The sequence below is a fragment of the Mucilaginibacter sp. P5_A4 genome, from assembly GCF_056400605.1.
Window position 1 is genome coordinate 18,703 of sequence record NZ_JBFUKX010000006.1, and the last position, 21,388, is coordinate 40,090.

The following is a 21,388-nucleotide window of genomic DNA, read 5'->3' on the forward strand; positions in this document are numbered from 1 at the left end:
GCTCGAACATGGGACCATAATTCAAAAAGTTGCGAAATTAGCACAGAAACGCAATTTTTGTACAAGTCAGAGAGGTGATACCCCTAAGCGGCTACCAGGTCTTTTGTGTAACTCGTAAGCGATTGATAATCAGTTCAAAATAGAGATAAGTGTTTACCCAGGTGGGTGCACTTCTTATAAATAAAAATCGGGTCGGCTGCGAACAAAAAGGTGAACAAAGTAAACGGTCATTTTAACTTATTGATTTATAGGTAAAAAGGGGAGAGGGTGGTAATGTATTCATGAGGTTGTTAAAGTAATAGAATAATGAAAGAAGGTCACCTGGTGGTCAGGCAGCAACTGTATCCTGCCAAAAATAGATTTTTAAGCAAGCTTCTAACATGCTTATACTTTTTGAAAAACAGATTGTTCTTCTATTAAACCGTTTCAAATAAGTGCGAAGAGTTAGGTTTTTACGCTCAATTTTATTGGTGCCGCAACGTTTTACTTTGTGGAGTTTAGTTGGTATAATTTGACGATAGGTGTTCAAAGCGTCAGTATAAATTCGCTTGCATTTCGATAATAAAAGGGTATCAGTAACTCTTTGTAGATTTATTTTGGTGCGCCGCCCCACTTTTAAATCAACTACCTGCCCATTTTGCTTATCCAAAGCATAAATCACCCAGCATTCCGCGCTTTTCTTCTTGATGTAGGTTTTTAACTCGTCTACTTCATACACCCTGTTTGTGTTAATAGGTGGTTTCTTAATATTTGAGGCAATATTCTTAATTCTCTGGATAACCGTATTTGGTGAGATATTCAACAACCTTGCTATACTCCTTATCCCACAACCTTCTTTGACATGATTAATAATGTAGGAATTGGTGCCAGGTGTATATGCTTTTTTTAAGTAATCTGATAATTGAGTCTTATTACAACTTTTGCAATGGTAACGCTGTTGATTCCGGATTTTGCCAAACTTGATGGTCGGCCCTAAACAATGATGACAATTTGAATTAACAACAGCTTTGATACACGTATTCACTTTCCAGGCACTTACAGTCTAAATAATCGCCTAAATTAAAAAGGATGGTACATAAGTACCATCCTTTTTAATAAAATTTAATGTGGTGTATTTTTATTGCTCTTGATTATCAGATTATTAATTTAATAACAACACGATTGATACATTGCCCTCTTGTATATTGATAATCAGTATTTTACATTTTCAAAAGTCCTTTACTCTACGAATAACGCAATAGTAAATGACTCTAATTGTTAAACCAAATATAGGAAAATATTGATTAAAAGCTTTTTTTAACATAGTAATATAATTTACATACTTGCATTCAGGTACATTAACTTGGATTACTTTTTAGAGTTGGTCTATGAATATGTGTTCAGTGAATTCTAACTTATAGAACTAAAAATATTAAACTGGATTACCATCAAACGACTGATAAGCTTTTGCGATCAAGATATTGAATATAGTGTTGAAATATCAAACGTCCAATCATCCTAATCAAACAACAAGAAATGAAAAGGGGAGAAGTAGCCCAGCAGCTCAACGTATCCCCGAAACCGTCAAATGGAACCTTGACCAGGCTATGAAAAGCATTCGTAAGTTCTGCTTAGCTCACCTGGACGAAATGCCACCGGCTTTATCTTTATATCTCCTGGTTAAATTCTTTTCGAAATAAGAGTTGTTTTTAAACTTTTACTGGAAAAGACAATCATACAACAAGAAAAGGTGGTGTATCCATTACTTTGGAAACACCACCTTTTCTCATTGGAGGGAGGCGATCAGTTTTTCGTTCCGTGCAACATATTTAACGATATTTTATACCTGATCTGCCTTTGCATGTAATTCAATATAACTTCGCTTGGAATCTCAAATTAGTTCCAGAGGCTTATTTTCGGGAGTGCCTTGTTATGCCGGTTCAGATAATATACAATATTTTACCAACAGTATTGATTTTTAAACCCGTCCTAAAATTATATAAGCAACAGGAAGAGACTGTTTAATTTTTGCCTGATTAGCGTTTCCATGGCGGATGTGCCGACCTTTCTGCTTTATAGTTTAGAATCGGCGGGATAAAAAAATCATGGCTAATCTCACAGCTGAGCCGTCCCAGATGATTGCTGCTGAATTGCAGTATACTGGATTGCTGTAACTCTTCCATGAGCGTCCGAGGGATGAGGTGGCTGTCGGACAACGCCTCGACGTCCATCAATAACCGGTGGTTATTAAGAATCAATAGGTCCTCAAGGAGGTGTAATGCTTGGTTCAATTCGTCTGGCCGTAACCGTTTCAGCGCTTGGTGATAAAAACGGTCCATCGCACTTTTAATAAAATAGTTTGCGTCGTCGACGTTCATAACTTGTCCATCAGTGGAGGCTGCTAGTTCGAGCGAGCTGGCCAGAATCTGTAGTTGTACCGGGCTGATCCTTCCTTCTACATCAACAAGAGATTGCAAGAGGATTTCCAGCACATCGTGTGTGAGGCTGAAAGGGGCGGAAGCAAAACTTCCCGATACGCCCGCTGGGCCGGTTATAGCCGACGCGGCCTGAATAACCGACAGATTCTTCAATTCGATGGGATTCCGGTATATCGCAGGTATAGCATCGCTCAGCTGGTGTAACCGGGCGAATTCTGATGAGCGGATAACTAAGACCAGGCTGATGTCGGCGAGGCTGTCCCATCGCTTCAAGTCGTTATCCGAAATTTCGGGGTTATTCAGGAGCCAGTCCTGGTAGCGCCGCGGAATACGGACTTGAAGTACTTCAGCGATAGCGACCTTGAATCCATCGGCCGCCTCACCGGCTAAGAAAAAGAATTCCTCGAATTGATCTATGACCAAAACAATCCCGGTTCGACCATCTTCCTGTTGCAGCAGGGCGTTCTTGAGGGACAGCCATAAACCCAGCCCGAATTCCTGCCGGAGTTTTTCAGCGATCTTGTCCCAGGATCCAGCTTCCTGGTCCACGCGGCTGGTTAGGGAAGTGACAACGGTTTGTTCGGAATTCCAGGCCATGGCCGCTCTCCAGTGTATTTTTAACAAGTGATTTGTCTTTGGGTTGCCAAGTGCAATATTAACGAGTGAGGTTTTACCGCATCCGCTTTCGCCGAACAAAACAGTAACAGGATGGAGATCTATTTTGGTGATCAAATGATCTAATTCATCGTCTCTCCCAAAAAAGACTGGGGCATCTTCAAACCCAAAAGGCCGAATGCCGGGAAAACGGTATGATTGGTTGGTGATCATTCGAATTGGTTAATTTACGATATTTTTGGTCTGCCGGGGCTCCCTGCCTTTTGGTAAAGCAAATCGACAAAATCGGTTTCATTCAAATCAAAAGCGATTACTGGCATATTTTTTAAAAAGGCGGCATTTTCTGCAGTGACCCTATTCCTGCAGGTATATATTTGCTGATATTTTTTATAATCACTGACGATCCACCGGATCAATGACTGGACGTACCAAGAATCCCAATTCACGCCGATAACGATCAAAGTATTGGCTTTTTTAATCGCCAACAGGAGTTGGTCCGGTAAGTGTTCATTGCGTTGGATGGAGGTGATCTGATGATACATATCTTCCTCGCGAAGCGGAATACCCCAAGCGTTTTCCGATGAGCCGACTAAGTTAAAGAGTAAAGTGTCGTCACCGGAAGTAGTAAATGTCTGTTTTGTGGTTGCATTGTGCCGGGAAAGTACTTCAAACTTAAATTCATAACCCTTATCATAGAAGACCTGTTTTAAAAACGTATCGAACGAGACATTGATACAGCATGAAAAAGGGATTGCTGCCAGCTGATTCAGAAAAGGACTATCGGGAACCGTTGCATTTTTAAAAATACCTTCAAGCGCCCGAACGAACCATTGCTGATCCCTGCTATTGGATGTTCTGATCAGGTGGAGGTCTTCATCCGGCGTATGCTCATGACCGATGGCTCCCTTGGCTTCTCTGAACAATTCATTGACTAATGGTTCGCCCTTGGAGTTGAAGATCAGCCGGTCGCCGGTAATTAAGATTGCAGCTCCCTTTTTGATGTCTTTCGCAAAGCCGTTCAGCGTCTCTGTATTGAGCTTAAAGAACATCGAACCGAGTTTTTCTTTTTCAAATTCTTCGCGGTGGCGTTCTTTTTGTCTTCGCTCTTCCAGAAGCCGCTTTTCATTTTCTTCTTTAGTGATCCGTTGGTTGTCTTTGTCGATAGCCCTCTGTTCCGATTCAGTCAGCGCCCGCATACCATGTTTGCCGGATGCAATAATGGCTAGGTCAAGCCGGCTGAATTCAGTCTGGCCACCGGAATTTATCTCCTGCTGCTTGCTGTCGAGCAGCCGAGAGGCTTTCTGGCCCGGCAATGCGGACAACGCATGAAGTTCCCGGATCAACGGCGCCAGCGCATCATGTGCAAGGCGCAAGCTATTCCCTGCGCCAATATCGTTATCGGTCAGCAGGTATTTATTCTTTAACTCGCTCAGGACATCGTTGATCTCGATATGCCGGTATTGACTCTTCAAAGCTGCGGGCGTTTTCGTACCGGCGGTGGCCCGCGTGGTCGTGAAAGTATGCAGGATATCCAGGACGAGCCCACTCTGTACTTTCTCTGGGATGACCGCTCCGATGGCCGCGATCTGACCGGTGATCAGGTCCAGTAAACTATCTGTTTTTACGCGCGCCAACAAGGTTTTGTCAAAGACCCTGGGTGAATTGGAGGCCACCCTATCCCACATTTTGACCAAGATCATTTGCAAAAGCGGCGCGACATGTGAGTCTTCATCGACGTATACGCTTTGCGCGATCAGGGCCGGGACCTGTCCGTCCGCGAATTCCAGTTCATAATAAGCTTTGGCGTCCTGGTTGAGCGTGATTCCTTGGATGGCTTCCAGAACCCCTTTCGTCTGCAGTGCTTCCAGGTAAATTTTGAGGTAATCTCGGCCGGCAAATAATTTTTCAAAATCCGACAGGTATTCCTTCCGAAAGCCAAGCAACACATGAAAGCCCTGGTCCAGCGCGGCTTTGACGGCGACAGCCAGTTCGATCAGCTCCGCCTCAGCCTCGTTCGCAGTCGACGGATCGGTCATGATCTCTTCTGCCTGGTCGAGTATGATCAGCAGTTTGCCAGGGGAACTTTGTAAGTCCAGGCGGACCGTTAATTGTTTTGCGATTGTGCGTGATTTTTCCCGCCGGATATAGCAAACTTCCCACCCCTGGTATTCCATCCGGGGTTTCAGCCCGGCAAACAGCAGAGATGATTTTCCGGCGCCGGATTTACCATATAAAAACACGAAAGGGTCATTGGTGATTTTGAGAAAGAGCTTCCGGATCTCTTTTCCCCGCGGCCAAAAAAGATCCGGGTATCCTCCTCGGTAAAATAGGCCAAACCTTTAAAAGGTCCCTGTCTAGGGAAGAAATAACGAGAGGTATCGTAAGGTAGTTCGCCGAGTGGGTCTCGCAAGGAAAGATGCCGTTCAATGTGCGGCAGGATCGCTAAAAGGTCACTTTTGAATTGTCGTTCCCGCAGTTGGACGTCGTTTAGTTTGGTCAGTTTGTCCAGATGAGCCGGTATTCCTGCGAATGCCTGCTCGGCGCTGGCCCCTTTGATAAAGACGGGTAAGATGATTTTTTTTGGGTCGCTGAGGCTTATTTCGAGCTCTTTCCGGACCCAGTCCTCCGGGTTGTGCAGCTTGTTATTTCTAGGATCGGACCCGGTCCAGTGAGTGCCGATCATGACGATTATCACTTTGGCCGCTTTTACCGCATTTTCCAGGCGCACCGGGTATTCATCCCCTGGGAAAATGCTATCCGTATCCAGAAAGGTGGTTCCTTCGCCAAAGATATGCTCAAGGCGCAGTTGCAGCAGCTGGGCCGTATCCAGCCCGTCGTCCCTGCGGTAATTGATAAATATGGGCTTGGGTTCCATAGGAATTAAAGATAAAAATTTTATTCCATTATGGAGCACCTTCCTCCTGCGTCAAAAGCCGGCAGCCGGCCGGGTATTTCTATCTGTTCTAATAAGGGCCCGGTAGAATAATTGGTTGTTAAATGCCATATACCTAACATGGTAAGGAATTAATTCTTTATGAGCAATATCGTTTTATCAGCCCGCATTCCGGCAAAGGACAGGGCTTCCAGGATCACGCCAGCTTGTTCTTCCGGATCGATCGAATGTATTTTAGCCTCTACGGGATTTTCGCTCTTCCGGCATAGCTAGGTAAGTCATACGGGTGTTCTTCTGTATATTAATGCTGCAGCTCTTTCTCCAGGCTTGCAATGTAATCCAGCGTTTCATTAACGGTGACCAGCACGCCCCACTTGAATCGGTCAATCGAACCGTTCATTCGCCATTCACCGCTTGGCGAGTGACGCAGGACACACCAGCCTTCCGGTTCATTGCCGTATAATCGGTCTTTTATCCCCCGGGGATATTCACCAGGACCGATAGCCGCTACGGCCTGCTCAAACAGGTTTTTGTTCAAAGTACTGACCTCTGGGATCTTTAGGCCAGCTGAGGACCGGAACACGGATATCGTCCTGCGCGGCTGTCATACGGCTCAGCGCAAGGAATAGTAAACTTACCCGCCGATAAAGGTCGTCCCAGTCAGAATGAGCTGCCTGTTTGGCTACAAGACCTTCGTTGCTCAGATAGATACAAAAGCGCATGGACCCATTTGTGACGGGCATTCGCGTGTACTGGCCGGGTAGGTATAGCTCCAGGCAGTCTTCCAATTGATAAAGCGCGGCATTTTTCCAACTGCCATGTAACACAAATATCAGCATACCGGTACCAGCATGATATACATCCGTCCAGACACCGATCCCCGGGCCGGTTAATCTAGGATTGCGATCCCAGTCGAAAAACAGGCTTGGTGGTTCTTCCCGACGCCATTCACAGAATACCTCAGCTTCTTTGCCGAAGGGTACGATCGGGAAACGAAAGTTGACCTTCTGTTCTTTCAAATAATGCAATGTTGATTCCCTTTGCATATCGAAACCTGACCGGTTGGCCATCAGGCCAGTAAACAGCTGATGAAAATCCTCGCTCATGATTGGCCCCCAATCCGGCGGGTCCGGGACCCATTCTGCTAAAAGATACAGCGTTTTTTGCGGTGCGTCCTGGATTTCAAACTCCAGTGTTTTTTGCCCCAAGGAACTTTTCGTGCCAACCTGGGGCAGAGTGGAAAGGAATAGCTTATTATTTTTACGCCAGGCCGTGTAAGCGGGACCGGAATAAATTGCGTATTTAAAGCCAAGAAAGCGCACGAGCCGCTCGGCAACGAGCGCGCGTACCAGCGGCGGTGAATCAAGATAGGTATGCTCGGAGAGGTCGACAATCTCCTGCTCCGTAATTTTAGTGATGGCGGAGAAGGGTATGCGATTGAAGCCGGTGGCAAAGGCCGGTTCCCCCACTTCCTGTACCGGTGCCGGCGGATCCGGATGGAATTGACCGGGCCTTAAAGCCTCCAATTTGAGCTTCAGCATTTTGGCAACGCCTGTAGATTTATGATCTTCATATTTCAGGTAGCCGATATTTCTGGAAATAACCATAATATCGGTATCATCGATCACCACGGGCAGTATATACTCTATGGTCCGGTTACTGGCCGAAAGCGCCGAGTGGATCTCGAACTTCGCCCAGGTGCTTAGCAAATAACTTTTGGAGAGCAGCGGCATGCAAAACAAAGCCTGCGACGAAAAGATGTTAGAAAGGTAGCTGGTTAGGTCCTTTCCCAAAGCTGATGCTGAGCCCATTCGTCATAAAAAACGGTGATATCCTTCTTGTTTAAAGCTTTTGCAATACTTCGGGCAATTCGCCGGTCGCTCCCAGAAAACGATATGGCAACGTCGAATTGGTAATAAGGCACGATCATTTTGGACATACTGGCGGAATTTTTATAGGCTTACTCATTTCGGTGTTTGACTTATTTTGAAAGCCAGTTATAGGCGGCCAGGCTGACAACGATCAATGCAGGGATCAGATAGAACAAGGGAAGCGTAGTGGTATACAGTGCATCCCAGATCGTGCCGGCCTCTTCTTTCAGATCGTTTTCTGTAGCCACATTGGCAGCCGGGTCGTAATTTATTCGTCGCTTGTAAGTGTTTAAGTCATATTCAAGGTCCGTAGTAAACTTACGGTTATCAACCACCCATTTGTAGATCTCCCGGTAGAGTTTTTCCGTTTTAAGAAAGAAGCCATCCAGGAGCCAGAAACAAACGATGGGCAGCAGCAGCACCAGACTGATCCACACGCCCTGGTGGCCGTGTGTTTTACCGGCGCTAAATATTTCTTCGTTTTTAAAGGCTAGCACGGCGGTGACTATGCCCATCGTCCAGGTTTTTACCTGGAAGGAATTAGCCGCCATACGGTTGATGACGTCCTGGATCAGGTCCAGTTCCTTATGCAGGTTAGTGTGATCGGGTTGTGGCATAATGAATTAAATAAAAGTCAATTTATAAAAATTAACCGGCAATAACATTTTCTTTTTTTTCCTCTTTTTCAGGAGTTTATTAATTCGAGAGCTGGTAGATTTGCTCGAAATGACCTGTCCGTATTAGGTTTACCCGGGGCAACCTGGCCAACGAGGCTTTAATGATGCCGCTCATGTTTTTAAGTTTTAATATTGATTTGATTATGGTCTTTATTGCTTATCTATCTCAACGTAGTTAAGGACACCAAAATAAAAAAATTCAAGCATACCCCCCCATGCAGACCAGCGCGTCCACGCGCTCTTCCAGCATGCTAGTGCGCATCAGCGCCAGGCTTTCGACACATTACCGTTCTCTTAAAAAGAGTCTTAAACAATCGTCCAATAAATAACCTATAGTACATACGACGTTGTGAACATTTTTATTGCAAATTCATTTTTATCAGGTCAAGATGTACTTGTTTTTTGGACGAAATGTAATAACAATAAACTATAAAATAGTGATTTTTGTAATATAATGACAATGACTGTTTGAATTTGATCATGCCTTGTTTTAAAAATGCAGCACTATTTGGTTCACGATTTTTCGAAATTGCCAGGTCAATAGTATTTTGCTTATCTATACTTCGGACGATCACGTACAGGCTATCCTCCTTAAAAGCTAAGCTATTGCCCGGCGAAATTGGCCCAAACTCAAGGGATGCCAATGATAATTGTTTAGGTATTTCAGCGTTACTTGTTTTTTGTTCGGCCGGAACCCTGGTAGACCTTAAACTCGTAATTTCTCCTTGCAAAGTTCTGTTCGACGCCTTAGCGGTTAACAGGTCTTTATTGACCTGATCCAGGGTCGCTATAATTTGACGCAGGCTATCGCCTCTTAACACTAAGCGCTGCACCAGGGCCTGGTTTTCCTTTCGCCATTGAACTGTTGAATGAGATTCTCGTTGATGAAGGCTATCAAGTAATGATTGTTTTATTCTTACGGAATCCATTAGCTTTTTACTAATGTTAAGCGATTGTTGCAAACTGTTTTGGCTCGCCTTTATGCTCCTTGTAAGATATTTATAACTGGTCGTTGTTTCCCGTTCCTTCACCAACATAAGCACGGCAATCGCAATCGTTGCGACGACCAAGGCCAGCGAGCCGATAACGATAAAAGCGTTCCGCCGGATCTTCTTAGCCGCCCGTTTGTTTTTGCTGATCAACGCCCTTTTGGCCAGCTGGTCGTGTGCGAGCTCGATCTCTCTGAATTCATCTTTTCCATAAGTCCGGAAAATAGCGGTTTCATTTTGGAGCTCTTTGACTTCCGCTTCACTCAGCCCGGATTTCTTAATAAAATCCGCCAACGGGAACAATAACCGTCTCCCGTCAGAAGTGATTAGGTACATTTCAACCGCATATCGTTGTTTGTTCCTCTTTAAACTGTTTACATAATAATGCTCGATCACCGCCGCTGCCGGGGACCGCTCCACTTGTTCGTAAGAGATCGTTTTTTCATGATCACTACCAGGCGCTTCTTCAAATAATTGATAGCAATACAGGCTCAGTATGGTCGGATCAATGCCGACGCGGTCCATGTTATCTTCGTTTGCTATCCGGGCCTGGCTGCCCGATACGTTTGGTTTGGAATTAATAGTGTTTCCCCCCAAGTCAAGTTTGGCAACATTATGGATGATCAGTTCAGCCGTGCGCTTATCGACTGCATCGGGCGAGGTGTTATTATCAGCAGCCGAACTGACCACCGAATTTTCTATCGCTGATAAGGCTTGCGCCACGGTAAATTTTTTAAGGCCGTAACGGTTATTACTCACCGACGGCATTTGCGAACGGAGATCATCCAAATAAGCGACGAAGTCCTGTCGTAAACTTAGCACTACCGTGTAATTCAGGACATTTTCCCTTGATTCATCCGCGGAACGTTGCTGTGGCTGCCTTGGCGCTGTTTCGCTCGTTGATCCTGTTGCCGTGAGATGCAGTGGCAGACGAATCTCGATCAAGTCGCTCAATTGGGAAACATACTCATCCAGTTCCGCCGCTATCCCATACCGCGGACCTAATGTGAATAGTTCCTCAAATTGGTCGAAAAAAAGGATCGGTTTGACCAGGCCGTTGAATATCTTGGTTTTGGCCGCATACTCGATCAATGTCTCACCGGGCAGGAACGTTTTGATCTCTTTATCCCATTTGACCAACTCTTCATGCACGATTTTTTTAAATTGTTCCAGCGGCGGTATCATACTGCTGTAATTGATGCGGATATATACAGGGAAATAATATTGGCGCTCCAACTCGGGGAAGAGCTTGGCATGGATCAATGAGGTTTTCCCTGTTCCTGATTCCCCATATATGATCACCAGCTGGCTGTTTTTAATCATCTCCACCAGCTCATAGGCTTCTGCCTCTCTGCCGAAAAAGCATTTTTCATCCGCAGCCGTATAGGGAAAAAGGCCTTTGTAGGGATTGTTTTTATCCATGGCGCAGTCTTTTTATTTCGACTTCTATGAAATCAGCTAGCTGTTTTGGATCACAAGGCCAAATGGTGTTCTCTGTAATGAAATTTGGCAGCCTATCGAGGTAGGGCCTGAAATCATCGACCGCTGTCGGAACAATTACAAATGGTGTCGGGTCGCTTTTATCCGGGGTCGCAGCTAAATATTTATTGATCGTATAACGGTCACTGGCTTTTGACCATTCCACGCGCTTGGCGTAAGAATCGGCTTTTGGGCGTTCAACCATAAATTGGGATACAACGGCAACAAAAAAACAGGTCTCATTCGACAGGATTGCCGCAGTGATTTGTTTATCGTGTTCACCAAGGCCAATGTCTGATGTATCCAGAAAAACTTCGATATGCTTAATATTGAGCGCTTTCTTGATAAGCAAGGCGCATTCCCGGTCATGACGATCATAAGAAATAAAAACTCGCATACCGTCATAATAATTATTAAAACTTCCGTGCTCATCAATGATCTGCTGGAAGGATTCCAGGAAATCTTCGATCGGGTATTCGTGAATCAGCTGGATCTTAAATTTATCAAAAAAATAACGCTGGTATTTGATTCCGCCCTCGCTGTCATTGATAATATAGGCTTTCCCTGCCTCTGAAGGGATAGGCCTATTATACAGGGTCCTGATCATTAAACGCATGAACCAATCCGAAAAGTTATTGCCGATAAATACCAAAGTCTTGTTATTCAAATATTCCAAAAAAGAATATTCACTTGGTGCGTTTTTTTTATTGATCTCGTTCGAAGCTGATAAATTTAGCAGGCAGTCGACCTGTTCTTCTTCAAATAGTGCGATGCCTTTTTCCATGTCCCCGAACAAATAGAATAATTTACGTTTACCATTTGTCAGGTCGAAATGTATAGGAGCTTTCGACTCTTTGCTCCAGACATAAGTGTCGATGTTATTGCCGAGCGCGTCTTTTAAAACAGGATCGAATGAAGTTTGAATGACCAGGCTAACCTTAGAGAGATTTGCAATGCTTTTAACCAATGATTTATCGAAGTCACGATCACGGAATGACCGGTATACGCCGATCACCTCGTTGCTGCTCAGGCCTTTGTCAGGTTGCTCGATAGCGATACCACTGAACGTTTTCGGGGATGAAAGGTTGGACCGATCAGTTATCCGTTCAATAGCAGCTTCTTCGAAGGTTTTATTCACCAGCCGCTGGGGATCGCCGTTCACATGGGGCCGGGGCATATCCTGCATCCGGAGCACCTCGCTGCCAACAATTAATACGAGTTGGTCCGCATTGTAAATATGGTAAAGGCTTTTGAGATCCATCGGTTCAGGGGATTTGATCAATTAACGATATTTGGTTATTGCAGCCACCGCATGTTTTTTACAGAATAAGGTATAATAGCCTGGTTTACAGCATTAAAGTTGGGCAATATTTCGAATATTATCAAATTTTAAACAATAAATATTTACGATGAAACAGGTCTAAGGGTTCCCCCTAGTCCTCCACCAGTTTTGACAAATTACATTTCGTAGCAAAATAAGTAGCCCGCAAGCCTGCTGATGCATTTCAGCCCATCCCGAACTCTTCTCGGCTTTCCATCGGACAGGAAGGGGCTTAGTGCTATCCCGGTCGAAAGGTGGTCATTCTGGGCGGCTTGACAAAGCTGTTCCGTGCGCTTTAGAGCACCGAGTTGTGTTGGTGATTAGAAAAATCGCAATTAATAATTAGATATTTAATATGTTAGAAGTATAAAGGATTTCCTGCTCGGCATTTCGGAATAACTTGGTTAATGGCTTCAGAATGGAAGAGAAAGATGTTCCTCCTCCATTTCTCGCGATTTTATATCGTCTTGTCGCATTGCCACCACCATATCATCACTAAACCAACCTGAGTTCGCAAATTGTTCCAGCATATGGCTTAGCCCTTCAAGGGCAACAGCAGGCGAAATTACCGCGATAGGAGGGCTTCGGCCCCGATTGGCCGGGCCCGCGAGAAGGACAACAAGGCAACTACGATTAGCGGTGTCAAAATACTAAAACTAGACATTTCATGCAGGCCTCAGTTTCCATTAGGCGTGTATATGGGAGGCTAATCGAATTGAAACAGGTCAATTCCTAACTCTTTGAGAAAAAGCTCGTTAAAGTATGGATACCGACCTTTCCATTCATTCTCAAGTACACGTACCCCCATTTCCAGTGTGGGTTTCTGTATCTTTTTCCATTCCAGCGCAAAGTCGATAGCCTTACGTAAATCTTGTTCCTTATACCATAGGTCTTTAGTATGGTAGATTACCCACTCATCTCTCTTGTGGTTGTAGCCATCAACACTGCTGAGCATATAACCATCGCCGACCAAAAATCCTGTGCTCTTAGCATAACGCAAGCCGTTAATTTGCACAACATAACCAGTGATCGGCAATGGATATCCTTCGGGATCACCGGTCATCGATGTTTCGTTTTCCAATGCGTTCTGTAGGCTGTAGTAACCGCCATAAGCACTTTTAGGTGATGGATTGAGTTCTACGTCCAGTTGGTATCTAAAAAGGCTTTGCCAAGCAAAAGTGTACCAATAGTCTTCATTAGGTGTTACGTAATATCCTTCAAAGGGCTCTCTTTCATAATTGCTATATTGTGTTACAATCTCGCTGAAACAAGAAAAAAGCTCACCCGGTTCGCCAGGTACGTCGCTGCCCCAGTTTATGTCATCACATGAGAGCGTAAAAGAATTGTTTTCCCATTCACTATCCCGCATGATTTCGGGTGGGAGCTGCTTGGGGCTGCGCCAATAAACAAGCGAATAAATCGCAATTAGCATTTCAAGTTTAGTAAATATTTTTTTCTGCAGTTCAAATTCTGGTAAATATAATACGCTTAGCAATTGTTCGAGATTGGCCTTCCAATTGAAAGAGAGGTCTATATATTGAAGGTCCAATAATGTTTCCGTCCCCTGAATTGGAATCTTGGGAATAGTCTGACTATCTAATTTAATGGGGATAAACCAACTTCTTTCATTCTCGCCTTTTCTGAATTTCTCCAGCGCAAGATTCATTTCGGTATTAGCATAAGATTCTTCAGTACCGGTCCTTGTTGTTGAAAAACATGCTAGAAAATAACTTCCCTCATTTATCGCGGTATTGATAACCGTTCGCCAGCGAACGCCCGGTTCGAGGTCATTGCGGTCTAACCATACCCTGACACCATTTTTTGTGAGGGCCTTGATCAGTCTGTCAATAATGGCCTGATCTTCGCGCATGTAAGAAATGAAAACGTGCGCCATAATCTTATATTTAATATTGAAATTTATATTATTGTATAGTGTTGAAAATGAATATTTTATTAATAGTCGAATATAATAATTAACAACAAAAAAAATAGATTATTGTTAATAATTCATCCCGCAAATGGGCGCCAATGACAACCATGAGACAATGCAGACCATTATGTAAAATAGAAGAGAAAATAATCAGTAATTTTACTTTAGCAACACACCACCATGACGAACCACTACCAGCTCATTATCATCGGCGCGGCCAATCCTCTTCGGCAGGAGATACTGGATACGTTTTTCCAGCGTACCAAGGATCTCGGTATCGAATCGGACAAGATCATAGTGATTAGGCCCGCTAACTTTGCTGAGTACCGGGCTGTTTCACCGGCTTTTTGCATTTATTTTGGTGATTCCTCGGGTACCTTTCATGACGATGTGATCATCAGCCGCTTGCAGGATGATGCCAAACTTATTCTGCCTGTTGTGGACGATCTGGCTCATTTTCCCGCGCAAATACCGCCCGCACTCAGACCGATTAATGGTTTCGCGTTAGGCAGTAGCCTGAAGATCGAGCAATTAGTCAGTGTGGTGCTGGAAGGCCTCAGCTTACTCCGTTTATCGCGCCGCCTATTTATTAGTTATAAGCGCGACGAATCGCGCCCAGTGGCCGTACAGCTATTCGAAGAGTTGGAAGCGGCAGGTTTCCATGTCTTCCTGGACACGCACAGTATCCGTCCGGCCCAAGCTTTCCAGGCCGAGCTTTGGCATCAGCTGGTCGATACCGATGTTGTGGTATTGTTAAACACACCGAAGTTCCTGAACAGTGAATGGACGACCCAGGAACTAGCCAGAGCCAACGCGATGTCGGTCGGTATCCTGCAAGTGATGTGGCCGGGATACCAACAGCAGCGCGATGCCCAACTTTCCGTGCCGCTGATGCTCCATGCTACTGATTTCGGGAACCCACATTTTGCAGCATCGGATCAGTACCTCAGCCCGGATGCGGTCGCCAGGGTGGTGAGCACCGCCGAATCACTTCGTGCGCGCAGCCTTGCAGCCAGGCAATTCAATATGGTCAAGGAATTTATCGCAATCGTAAGCAGAACCGGCGCGCCAGTGACGGTAGAACCGGCTAAATACCTCGTTGTTACCAAGCGAAACGGCGATTTACTAATCATTGTGCCGACCATTGGTATCCCGCAAGCATTCAGCTATTACCAAGCTGACCTGGTGACCAAGACGATTGAAACCGGTAAAGTCGCCGATGTGTATTTACTGTATGATCATTTGTATATTCGCGACGAATGGTTGGCTCATTTGACCTGGCTGGAGCAAAGTTTTAATGTAGGTTTTAAGATCAAAACCTTAAAAACGCGTGCAGCGGAAGTGATTTTTCCAACATTAATTTAAAGACGATGGTGAATATATTTTTATCGGCCAGCATACCGCTTAAAGAAAGATCTGCCAAATATTATGATACGGCTGACAGGATAGCGATCCGGGACGCTGTGCGGGCGCTGGCAACGATTGTAGTACCCCATGCACATCTGTTTTGGGGCGGACACCCCTCGATTACCCCGCTGATCCGTGATGTAGTGTTGAAGCTGGATAACAATGTGGCTAAACTGCGAGATCATGTGACATTATACCAATCCGAACAATACCGCGAATCGTTCCCAGAAGATAATTTCGATTTCGAAGACGTACGGCTAACGCCAAAGGGTGCTAACGAAATTGACAGCAATAGGATACTGCGGATGGAGATGCTTGGCGGTAAGAACTTCGCGGCAGGTATTTTTATTGGCGGGATGGAAGGTGTTGAGATCGAATACGAAATGTTCCGGTCAATGTATCCTAGTGCGCCTCTATTCCCGGTGGCCAGCACCGGGGGCGGAGCAAAGCTACTTTTTGATCATTATGGAGCGGATACCTTAGATCCGAGACTGCTGACCGATTACGCCTATATGTCGCTTTTTCAGGACCTGCTCAGACCAGTTTTAGGGTAGATCAGCGCGTGATAATTGGTTTGAGCTGATATAACTTATCCAAAGGTTATAACACCTGCGAGCCTTCAAGAGCGTTTAAACTGAACGATCACCAATTAGAAGAAATCTTTACCTAGCAAAAGGTTGAAAGAAGACGACTTGGCTTAACCGCAAGCTATTGGGCAGGCCTACGCTGATGATTACCATGGTGAAGCTGAACCGACACGCCGCGCAAACACTGCGGGATTTCCCGGATTATATGTACAGCCTACCCGAGGTCCAGGTTTGCCTGCACCTTTCCGGGGAATGGGCCTGGTAGGCGGTGGATAGCAAGACTTGAAAAACAACAAAAATGACTAACTTTAAAGCGTAAATAAAATGAAAAATACAATACAGAAATACTATAGTTAATATATAGAATGATTTAATGCGTTCACTCTCTCGTAATACGAAACAGGTAATTTTAAAAGAACAGAGACATGTGCAACGCCCGCTAAAGCGCGGGCTTGACTGTCGTGTTCTTAGGTATACCAGTACCTGTATTGCCTTCAGGCCTGCCCCGCGGCTATTTTAACCCGACCGGGTTCAAGAAATATCAAAAAAATTACTGCAATTAACTAACGGCAAAAACACCGTACGGGAAGTTTTTTGCCCTATAATATTAGCGTCATGAACGCTTCAATCAAAAAGCTATATAATGAAGTACAGGAAGACATCGCCTTTTACTCAGAGATGGGCGACCCGCCCGCAAACCGTCTGAGCGGCGCGCTAAAAAGTATTCGTGGCATCGCGCTGCGGCTAAAAGCGGAAGTCATAGCGAATGGTTTCGCGAACGAAGCCGGAGAAATACGCTTCTTCAAACAAGAGAAGCCACTGTTTATTGCGGAACAAATTTACCTGTCGGAGTACACGACTATTTTGCTCGGCAAGCCCGCCTTCAGCCAGGGACTGCTGGAGGCCTATTATAGCGAAGAACTGAGACGGATACAAATATTTATTAATCGTTTCTGATTTCTCTACCAGTGTTATAAGCTGGAGGCCGGCGAACTGGATACGGTATTGTTCCTGCGGGATGCCGGGCCTTCGGGCATGGTGCTGCCGGAGTTGCCGGATGCGGACCCGGCGTTTTCAACTAACGGCGATTATTTGTGGGCGAAGTTTATGGCTTATGAGCGTTTGCAAGTCTGGCTGGAGGAGGAGTTGAATTATAATTAATAATACTGTAAAAGTCATAATTCATGTAATGATAGGCAGAATTTGGGGTTGGGATTTAGTAATGAACGTCCTTGATCTTCGCTCAAAGCTGATCTGCAAAACACCCAAACGTTTCATTATGCCTCATTATCATTCCCTAGTTTGATTTTTAATTAATTATGTATATTTAATTATTATACAGGCACTTAATATGACGTTATGTGTACCAAGGATATTTTGGACTTAGTCTTCAAAGGATTGGGAACCATTGGTGGTTTGACAGCAGCCTTTACTGCTATCAAGCAAATGAGGCTCAACCGAAAAATTCGTGCGCGTGATCTTCGCTGGAAACAGACCGAAGCAGCCAAGAAGCTTATGGACGAGTTGGTTAGTAATCCCAAAGCCAAGGACGCGACCCGAATGCTTGATTGGCCCGAGCGGAATTATCAGATAGATGGGAAGCCGGTTACTATATATATATACATGAAGTTATTGCAACCTTAGCATTCAGCGATGAGATAAAAAGCCACTCTGATAAAGAAAAGTATATTAAAGATTGCTTTGACTCATTCTTTTACTACGTTCAAATGGTGGAACAATCTATCCAAAATAAATTATTTAAGCAGAGAGATATCACTTTTCCGCTTTCCTATTATGCTGATATTTTAAGAAAGCCGATTTGGAAAGAAGTAATTATAAATTATCTGCTCGCTTATAAATACCAAGAGTCCATTGATTTATTCGCCAGATTTGGCGCTTGGAACAATTGATTTAGAGAGTGAGGTGTTCGGAATGAAGAGGTAAACTAACACGCTTAAAAATGAAAAACAGTCAATTTCAATTAGGTATTCGTGAATATGCTGCGCTAGTACAGGCTGCCGGCCCTCTTTTTGGAGCGGCATTGATCCAGTAAGTTCGATGATCATAGCACTAAGTAGATTAGCCACGGCAGGTATTTGTTCTTTGTATAATGATAAATACTTTCTATCGCCAAGAACACTTTGTCCTAGTTAAAACGGACGCGCAGCGACGTGTCAGTTTTTTCGTAACCGATATGTTCTGCTTATGCTCACGCGAAGGTGGGAGTTATAAAGAGATGGCGAGCTGCTCGGCATAAGGCTGGTTGAGCATTTGGCGACCTACGGAAATAATAAAATCAGCTTTGAAATATGACGGATAATTTATAATTTAACTGTCTGGTAATTAATACCTAAACATAAATCCAATGAGCTATCGACACGATATTTTTATCAGCTATAAATGGAATGGCGATGTCAAGGCCTGGGTCGAATCTGTATTCGTACCTATCCTGTCGAATGTGATGGACGAATTAAAAGACCGCTTCGGCGATGATGATATTTTCCATGATGTCAAGCAAACCGTAGGAGGGGCAAGTATCCCCGAGGTATTGAGGGATGGTGTGGCCAATTCCAAGTGTATGATCTGCGTTTTTACCAAAAATTATTTCACGAACTCCTACTGGTGCACTGCTGAATTATCGGCTATGCTCAGAAGAGAAGAGGAAACCGATGCGCGGAATAACGAGGATCATGTTGGCCTAGTCTTCCCGCTGTTATTTATTGACGAGCGTCAGGAGCTTCCTATACAACGGAACGCAGTTTACGGCGTCGATGCTGCCGCCCGGCTTCTAAACCATATTTTACCATTACAACTGGACAGGGAACGTTTTTTTCGTATTGCTGCAGGCTTTAAAGGAACACCAGCCTATGACGACCTGCGCTTTAAGATATACGACTGGGTATTCCGTAGTATTTATCCAAGGCTGATGTCGGTGCCTGATTGGGATCCACAGTGGCGCACGACCGATTATTTTGTATCCAGGTTCGACGCGCCGCCACCGCAACAACAACCCCAAAGGTTTACATTACCTACCTTATGAAAAAGACAGGGAAACAACCAGGTACCATTGCTACCTTTTATTCTTATAAGGGTGGCGTAGGCCGGTCAATGGCGTTGGCCAACGTGGCCGTGCTACTGGCTAACTGGGGATACCGGACATTGATGATTGACTGGGACCTGGAGGCACCGGGCCTTGAAAACTTTTTCAAAACGTATATTTCGATTGCTGCGGCCCGGGATAAACCCGGGCTCATTGATGTACTGGGCAGTGAGATGAATACCGGCGGCACTAAAATACAGTGGCAGGATTGCCTTATGCCTATACCTATAAAAAATGACGATACCGCTGTCCTGATCAGAGATAAGTTGTTTATGATCACTTCCGGAAGGGTAGATGATGGATATTATAAAAAGGTCAGGAACTTTGATTTTAACGATTTCTACAGCAATTATAATGGCGGCAATATCATTGAACGGTTCCGTACCGAATGGAAGAAAGCGTTTGATTTCATACTGATCGACAGCCGCACGGGAGTAACGGACACCGGCGGCGTCTGTACTATACAATTACCCGACCTCCTGGTGCTTTTATTTACACCTACGGACCAGGGATTCGACGGGATCCGGCGGATCGCGGCAAAAGTTGCGGAAGGCAGGTTGACTCTGCCTGACGATCGGATGGAACTACCTGCGTTGCCGGTACCCACGCGCATGGATTCAGCGGAGAGCGCCCCGCATGCCCTCTGGCTGCGCAAGTTCGCGGACGGTTTGGATGCGATCTACAAGCCCTGGATACCTAAAGGGTTGAATACCTATGAGCTATTGGTGCAGACAAAAGTACCTTATTCGTCCTTGTTTAGTTTCGGTGAAGGACTGCCCGTCGCTGACGAAGGAGTAAAAGACCCAGTGCGAATGGGCTATGCCTATCAAGGCCTAGCTGCGCTGGTGGCTAAACAGCTTAACAACGCCGATATTTTTCTCAACAATCGTCAGGATTTTATTTATTCGGCGATGAACCCAGATATCAACCTGGATCATGATGACGTTAAAAACTCTTATATCTCTGCTGAACGGAACGTGAAGCTGAAAGAAGTTCAGCTGGATGATTCGCTTAACGAAATAGAAAATAATAAACGGAAACAACGCAGGACAACCCAGCTGGCAATAGGCGGGGCGGTGGTCAGCATCTTGATAGCATTTGGAATCTACTTTTTTCAGGCCGGCGCGAAAGTCGATCCGGCTGTGCTCACCCAGCATATTAAAGACTCGATCTTAAAAGTGCAGGCTAAACAATTTGATTCTTTACGTTCCGCTTCTAAGAAAACGGATAGTCTGCCCGTTTTTAACGCGATTAAGGAATTAGGTAAACCTATCGGGATGGATATATCCCGGTTCAACCAGGTCAACGACTGGTCAAAAGTCAAAAGGGTGGGAATCAGCTTCGTGCTTATCAAAGCTACCGAAGGAAGCGATCATACCGATAGTACTTTCGCAAAAAACTGGGAGCAGGCCGAAGCCAACTTGATGATTAGGGGTGCATATCACTATTTTACCAACAGGGCAAGCGTGAGCGTACAAGCCGCAAATTTTATCAAAAGCGTTCATTTAACAGCCGGCGATCTGCCGCCGGTACTGGATTTGGATGCCGGCAACGCCAAAACCAAGCTGGATGATGTCATATATTTACTGGACGCGCTGGAAAGTCATTATCATATCAGGCCTATTATTTATGCACCCTATACCTTTGCCAAAGTGCTGGCGCAGGACAAACGGTTCCTTTCCTATTCTTTATGGGTAGGCGTTTATGGCCCAAATAACAACCCGCGGCCGAAGTCCTTACTGCTTTCACCGAAATGGCCTGATGGCTGGAAAACCTGGACGTTCTGGCAATTCACCACGGAGGGGGAAATAGATGGCGTGACCAATACCGGCGGTGTAAAGATCGATTTGGATCAGTTTAACGGGAGTGAGGGCGATCTTCAAAACCTGACCATCCCTTCCATTAAGAAATAATAAGATGGTCTAATAGGTCAATATGAAAGCACATAAGTGGATATTCTGAGTAGCTAGACCATTGCATTCCGTGCGCCTTAGAGCATCGAGTTGTGTTTGTGATTTGGAAAATCGCACTTAACAGTCAATGAATTAATATGATCAAAGTGTTACGGAACTGCCTGTTTGCAGTTTTCGGAATAAGTTGAT

17 protein-coding genes and 1 pseudogene are annotated in these 21,388 nt (G+C 44.8%); 7 read left to right on the forward strand and 11 right to left on the reverse strand.

All coding sequences use genetic code 11. From position 1 onward, the window contains the following. Nucleotides 1-328: 328 nt before the first annotated feature. The 11 genes from AC1DQW_RS05755 to AC1DQW_RS05805 form a co-directional block, all read right to left on the reverse strand. Nucleotides 329-1,024, reverse strand: a complete 696-nt coding sequence (locus tag AC1DQW_RS05755; RefSeq protein WP_477420012.1) for an IS1 family transposase — start codon at nt 1,022-1,024, stop codon at nt 329-331. A 991-nt stretch (nt 1,025-2,015) separates the two neighbouring features. Further along, nucleotides 2,016-3,245 carry an nSTAND1 domain-containing NTPase gene (locus AC1DQW_RS05760; RefSeq protein ID WP_477420013.1) on the reverse strand — a complete coding sequence of 410 codons (1,230 nt, stop codon included), beginning with the start codon at nt 3,243-3,245 and terminating at the stop codon, nt 2,016-2,018. A gap of 14 nt (nt 3,246-3,259) precedes the next feature. Next, a complete protein-coding gene (locus AC1DQW_RS05765) occupies nt 3,260-5,311 on the reverse strand; it encodes an nSTAND1 domain-containing NTPase (RefSeq protein ID WP_477453322.1) in 2,052 nt (683 codons plus the stop codon). Next, nucleotides 5,215-5,907 (reverse strand): toll/interleukin-1 receptor domain-containing protein, encoded by a 693-nt coding sequence (locus AC1DQW_RS05770; protein WP_477420014.1) that lies wholly within the window; start codon nt 5,905-5,907, stop codon nt 5,215-5,217. The genes AC1DQW_RS05765 and AC1DQW_RS05770 overlap by 97 nt, the downstream gene beginning before the upstream one ends. Nucleotides 5,908-6,226: 319 nt before the next feature. Continuing rightward, nucleotides 6,227-6,463 carry a hypothetical protein gene (locus AC1DQW_RS05775; protein WP_477420015.1) on the reverse strand — a complete coding sequence of 79 codons (237 nt, stop codon included), beginning with the start codon at nt 6,461-6,463 and terminating at the stop codon, nt 6,227-6,229. Further along, nucleotides 6,444-7,736: a hypothetical protein gene (locus tag AC1DQW_RS05780; RefSeq protein ID WP_477420016.1), complete on the reverse strand. Its 1,293-nt coding sequence runs from the start codon at nt 7,734-7,736 to the stop codon at nt 6,444-6,446. The genes AC1DQW_RS05775 and AC1DQW_RS05780 overlap by 20 nt, the downstream gene beginning before the upstream one ends. Next, nucleotides 7,703-7,864 (reverse strand): hypothetical protein, encoded by a 162-nt coding sequence (locus tag AC1DQW_RS05785; RefSeq protein WP_477420017.1) that lies wholly within the window; start codon nt 7,862-7,864, stop codon nt 7,703-7,705. Before AC1DQW_RS05785 ends, AC1DQW_RS05780 begins: the two co-directional genes overlap by 34 nt. A 42-nt stretch (nt 7,865-7,906) precedes the next feature. Then, nucleotides 7,907-8,413: a hypothetical protein gene (locus tag AC1DQW_RS05790; protein ID WP_477420018.1), complete on the reverse strand. Its 507-nt coding sequence runs from the start codon at nt 8,411-8,413 to the stop codon at nt 7,907-7,909. A 419-nt stretch (nt 8,414-8,832) separates the two neighbouring features. Then, complete coding sequence (locus AC1DQW_RS05795) at nt 8,833-10,884, reverse strand: nSTAND1 domain-containing NTPase (RefSeq protein WP_477420019.1); 2,052 nt, start codon at nt 10,882-10,884, stop codon at nt 8,833-8,835. After that, nucleotides 10,877-12,202 (reverse strand): toll/interleukin-1 receptor domain-containing protein, encoded by a 1,326-nt coding sequence (locus AC1DQW_RS05800; protein ID WP_477420020.1) that lies wholly within the window; start codon nt 12,200-12,202, stop codon nt 10,877-10,879. The genes AC1DQW_RS05795 and AC1DQW_RS05800 overlap by 8 nt, the downstream gene beginning before the upstream one ends. Before the next feature lie 766 nt (nt 12,203-12,968). Beyond that, nucleotides 12,969-14,156, reverse strand: coding sequence for a toll/interleukin-1 receptor domain-containing protein (locus AC1DQW_RS05805; protein ID WP_477420021.1), 1,188 nt, complete (start codon nt 14,154-14,156; stop codon nt 12,969-12,971). A 216-nt stretch (nt 14,157-14,372) separates the two neighbouring features. Between AC1DQW_RS05805 and AC1DQW_RS05810 the strand changes: the two genes are divergently transcribed. The 7 genes and pseudogenes from AC1DQW_RS05810 to AC1DQW_RS05840 all read left to right on the forward strand — a co-directional run bounded on the left by AC1DQW_RS05810 (nt 14,373) and on the right by AC1DQW_RS05840 (nt 21,199). Continuing rightward, the gene (locus AC1DQW_RS05810; RefSeq protein ID WP_477420022.1) at nt 14,373-15,557 is read left to right on the forward strand and encodes a toll/interleukin-1 receptor domain-containing protein; all 1,185 of its coding nucleotides are present in this window, start codon (nt 14,373-14,375) and stop codon (nt 15,555-15,557) included. A gap of 5 nt (nt 15,558-15,562) precedes the next feature. Further along, complete coding sequence (locus AC1DQW_RS05815) at nt 15,563-16,153, forward strand: SLOG domain-containing protein (RefSeq protein ID WP_477420023.1); 591 nt, start codon at nt 15,563-15,565, stop codon at nt 16,151-16,153. Between the two features lie 157 nt (nt 16,154-16,310). Further along, a complete protein-coding gene (locus AC1DQW_RS05820; protein ID WP_477453216.1) occupies nt 16,311-16,451 on the forward strand; it encodes a hypothetical protein in 141 nt (46 codons plus the stop codon). Between the two features lie 413 nt (nt 16,452-16,864). Continuing rightward, nucleotides 16,865-17,347 (forward strand): annotated as a pseudogene (locus AC1DQW_RS05825) (RteC domain-containing protein). Between the two features lie 407 nt (nt 17,348-17,754). After that, on the forward strand, nt 17,755-18,096 hold the full coding sequence (locus tag AC1DQW_RS05830; RefSeq protein ID WP_477453217.1) for a hypothetical protein: 342 nt from the start codon (nt 17,755-17,757) through the stop codon (nt 18,094-18,096). A gap of 455 nt (nt 18,097-18,551) precedes the next feature. Then, a complete protein-coding gene (locus tag AC1DQW_RS05835) occupies nt 18,552-19,226 on the forward strand; it encodes a toll/interleukin-1 receptor domain-containing protein (RefSeq protein ID WP_477420034.1) in 675 nt (224 codons plus the stop codon). Beyond that, nucleotides 19,223-21,199, forward strand: coding sequence for a KGGVGR-motif variant AAA ATPase (locus AC1DQW_RS05840; protein ID WP_477453218.1), 1,977 nt, complete (start codon nt 19,223-19,225; stop codon nt 21,197-21,199). The genes AC1DQW_RS05835 and AC1DQW_RS05840 overlap by 4 nt, the downstream gene beginning before the upstream one ends. Nucleotides 21,200-21,388: the final 189 nt, after the last annotated feature.

What these genes read in the sequence shown, in the direction of transcription:
- AC1DQW_RS05760 (WP_477420013.1), bottom strand. Translation starts at nt 3,245, where the DNA reads ATGATCACCAACCAATCATACCGTTTTCCCGGCATTCGGCCTTTTGGG.
- AC1DQW_RS05770 (WP_477420014.1), bottom strand. Translation starts at nt 5,907, where the DNA reads ATGGAACCCAAGCCCATATTTATCAATTACCGCAGGGACGACGGGCTG.
- AC1DQW_RS05780 (WP_477420016.1), bottom strand. Translation starts at nt 7,736, where the DNA reads ATGGGCTCAGCATCAGCTTTGGGAAAGGACCTAACCAGCTACCTTTCT.
- AC1DQW_RS05785 (WP_477420017.1), bottom strand. Translation starts at nt 7,864, where the DNA reads ATGTCCAAAATGATCGTGCCTTATTACCAATTCGACGTTGCCATATCG.
- AC1DQW_RS05790 (WP_477420018.1), bottom strand. Translation starts at nt 8,413, where the DNA reads ATGCCACAACCCGATCACACTAACCTGCATAAGGAACTGGACCTGATC.
- AC1DQW_RS05795 (WP_477420019.1), bottom strand. Translation starts at nt 10,884, where the DNA reads ATGGATAAAAACAATCCCTACAAAGGCCTTTTTCCCTATACGGCTGCG.
- AC1DQW_RS05800 (WP_477420020.1), bottom strand. Translation starts at nt 12,202, where the DNA reads ATGGATCTCAAAAGCCTTTACCATATTTACAATGCGGACCAACTCGTA.
- AC1DQW_RS05805 (WP_477420021.1), bottom strand. Translation starts at nt 14,156, where the DNA reads ATGGCGCACGTTTTCATTTCTTACATGCGCGAAGATCAGGCCATTATT.
- AC1DQW_RS05810 (WP_477420022.1), top strand. Translation starts at nt 14,373, where the DNA reads ATGACGAACCACTACCAGCTCATTATCATCGGCGCGGCCAATCCTCTT.
- AC1DQW_RS05815 (WP_477420023.1), top strand. Translation starts at nt 15,563, where the DNA reads ATGGTGAATATATTTTTATCGGCCAGCATACCGCTTAAAGAAAGATCT.
- AC1DQW_RS05835 (WP_477420034.1), top strand. Translation starts at nt 18,552, where the DNA reads ATGAGCTATCGACACGATATTTTTATCAGCTATAAATGGAATGGCGAT.
- AC1DQW_RS05840 (WP_477453218.1), top strand. Translation starts at nt 19,223, where the DNA reads ATGAAAAAGACAGGGAAACAACCAGGTACCATTGCTACCTTTTATTCT.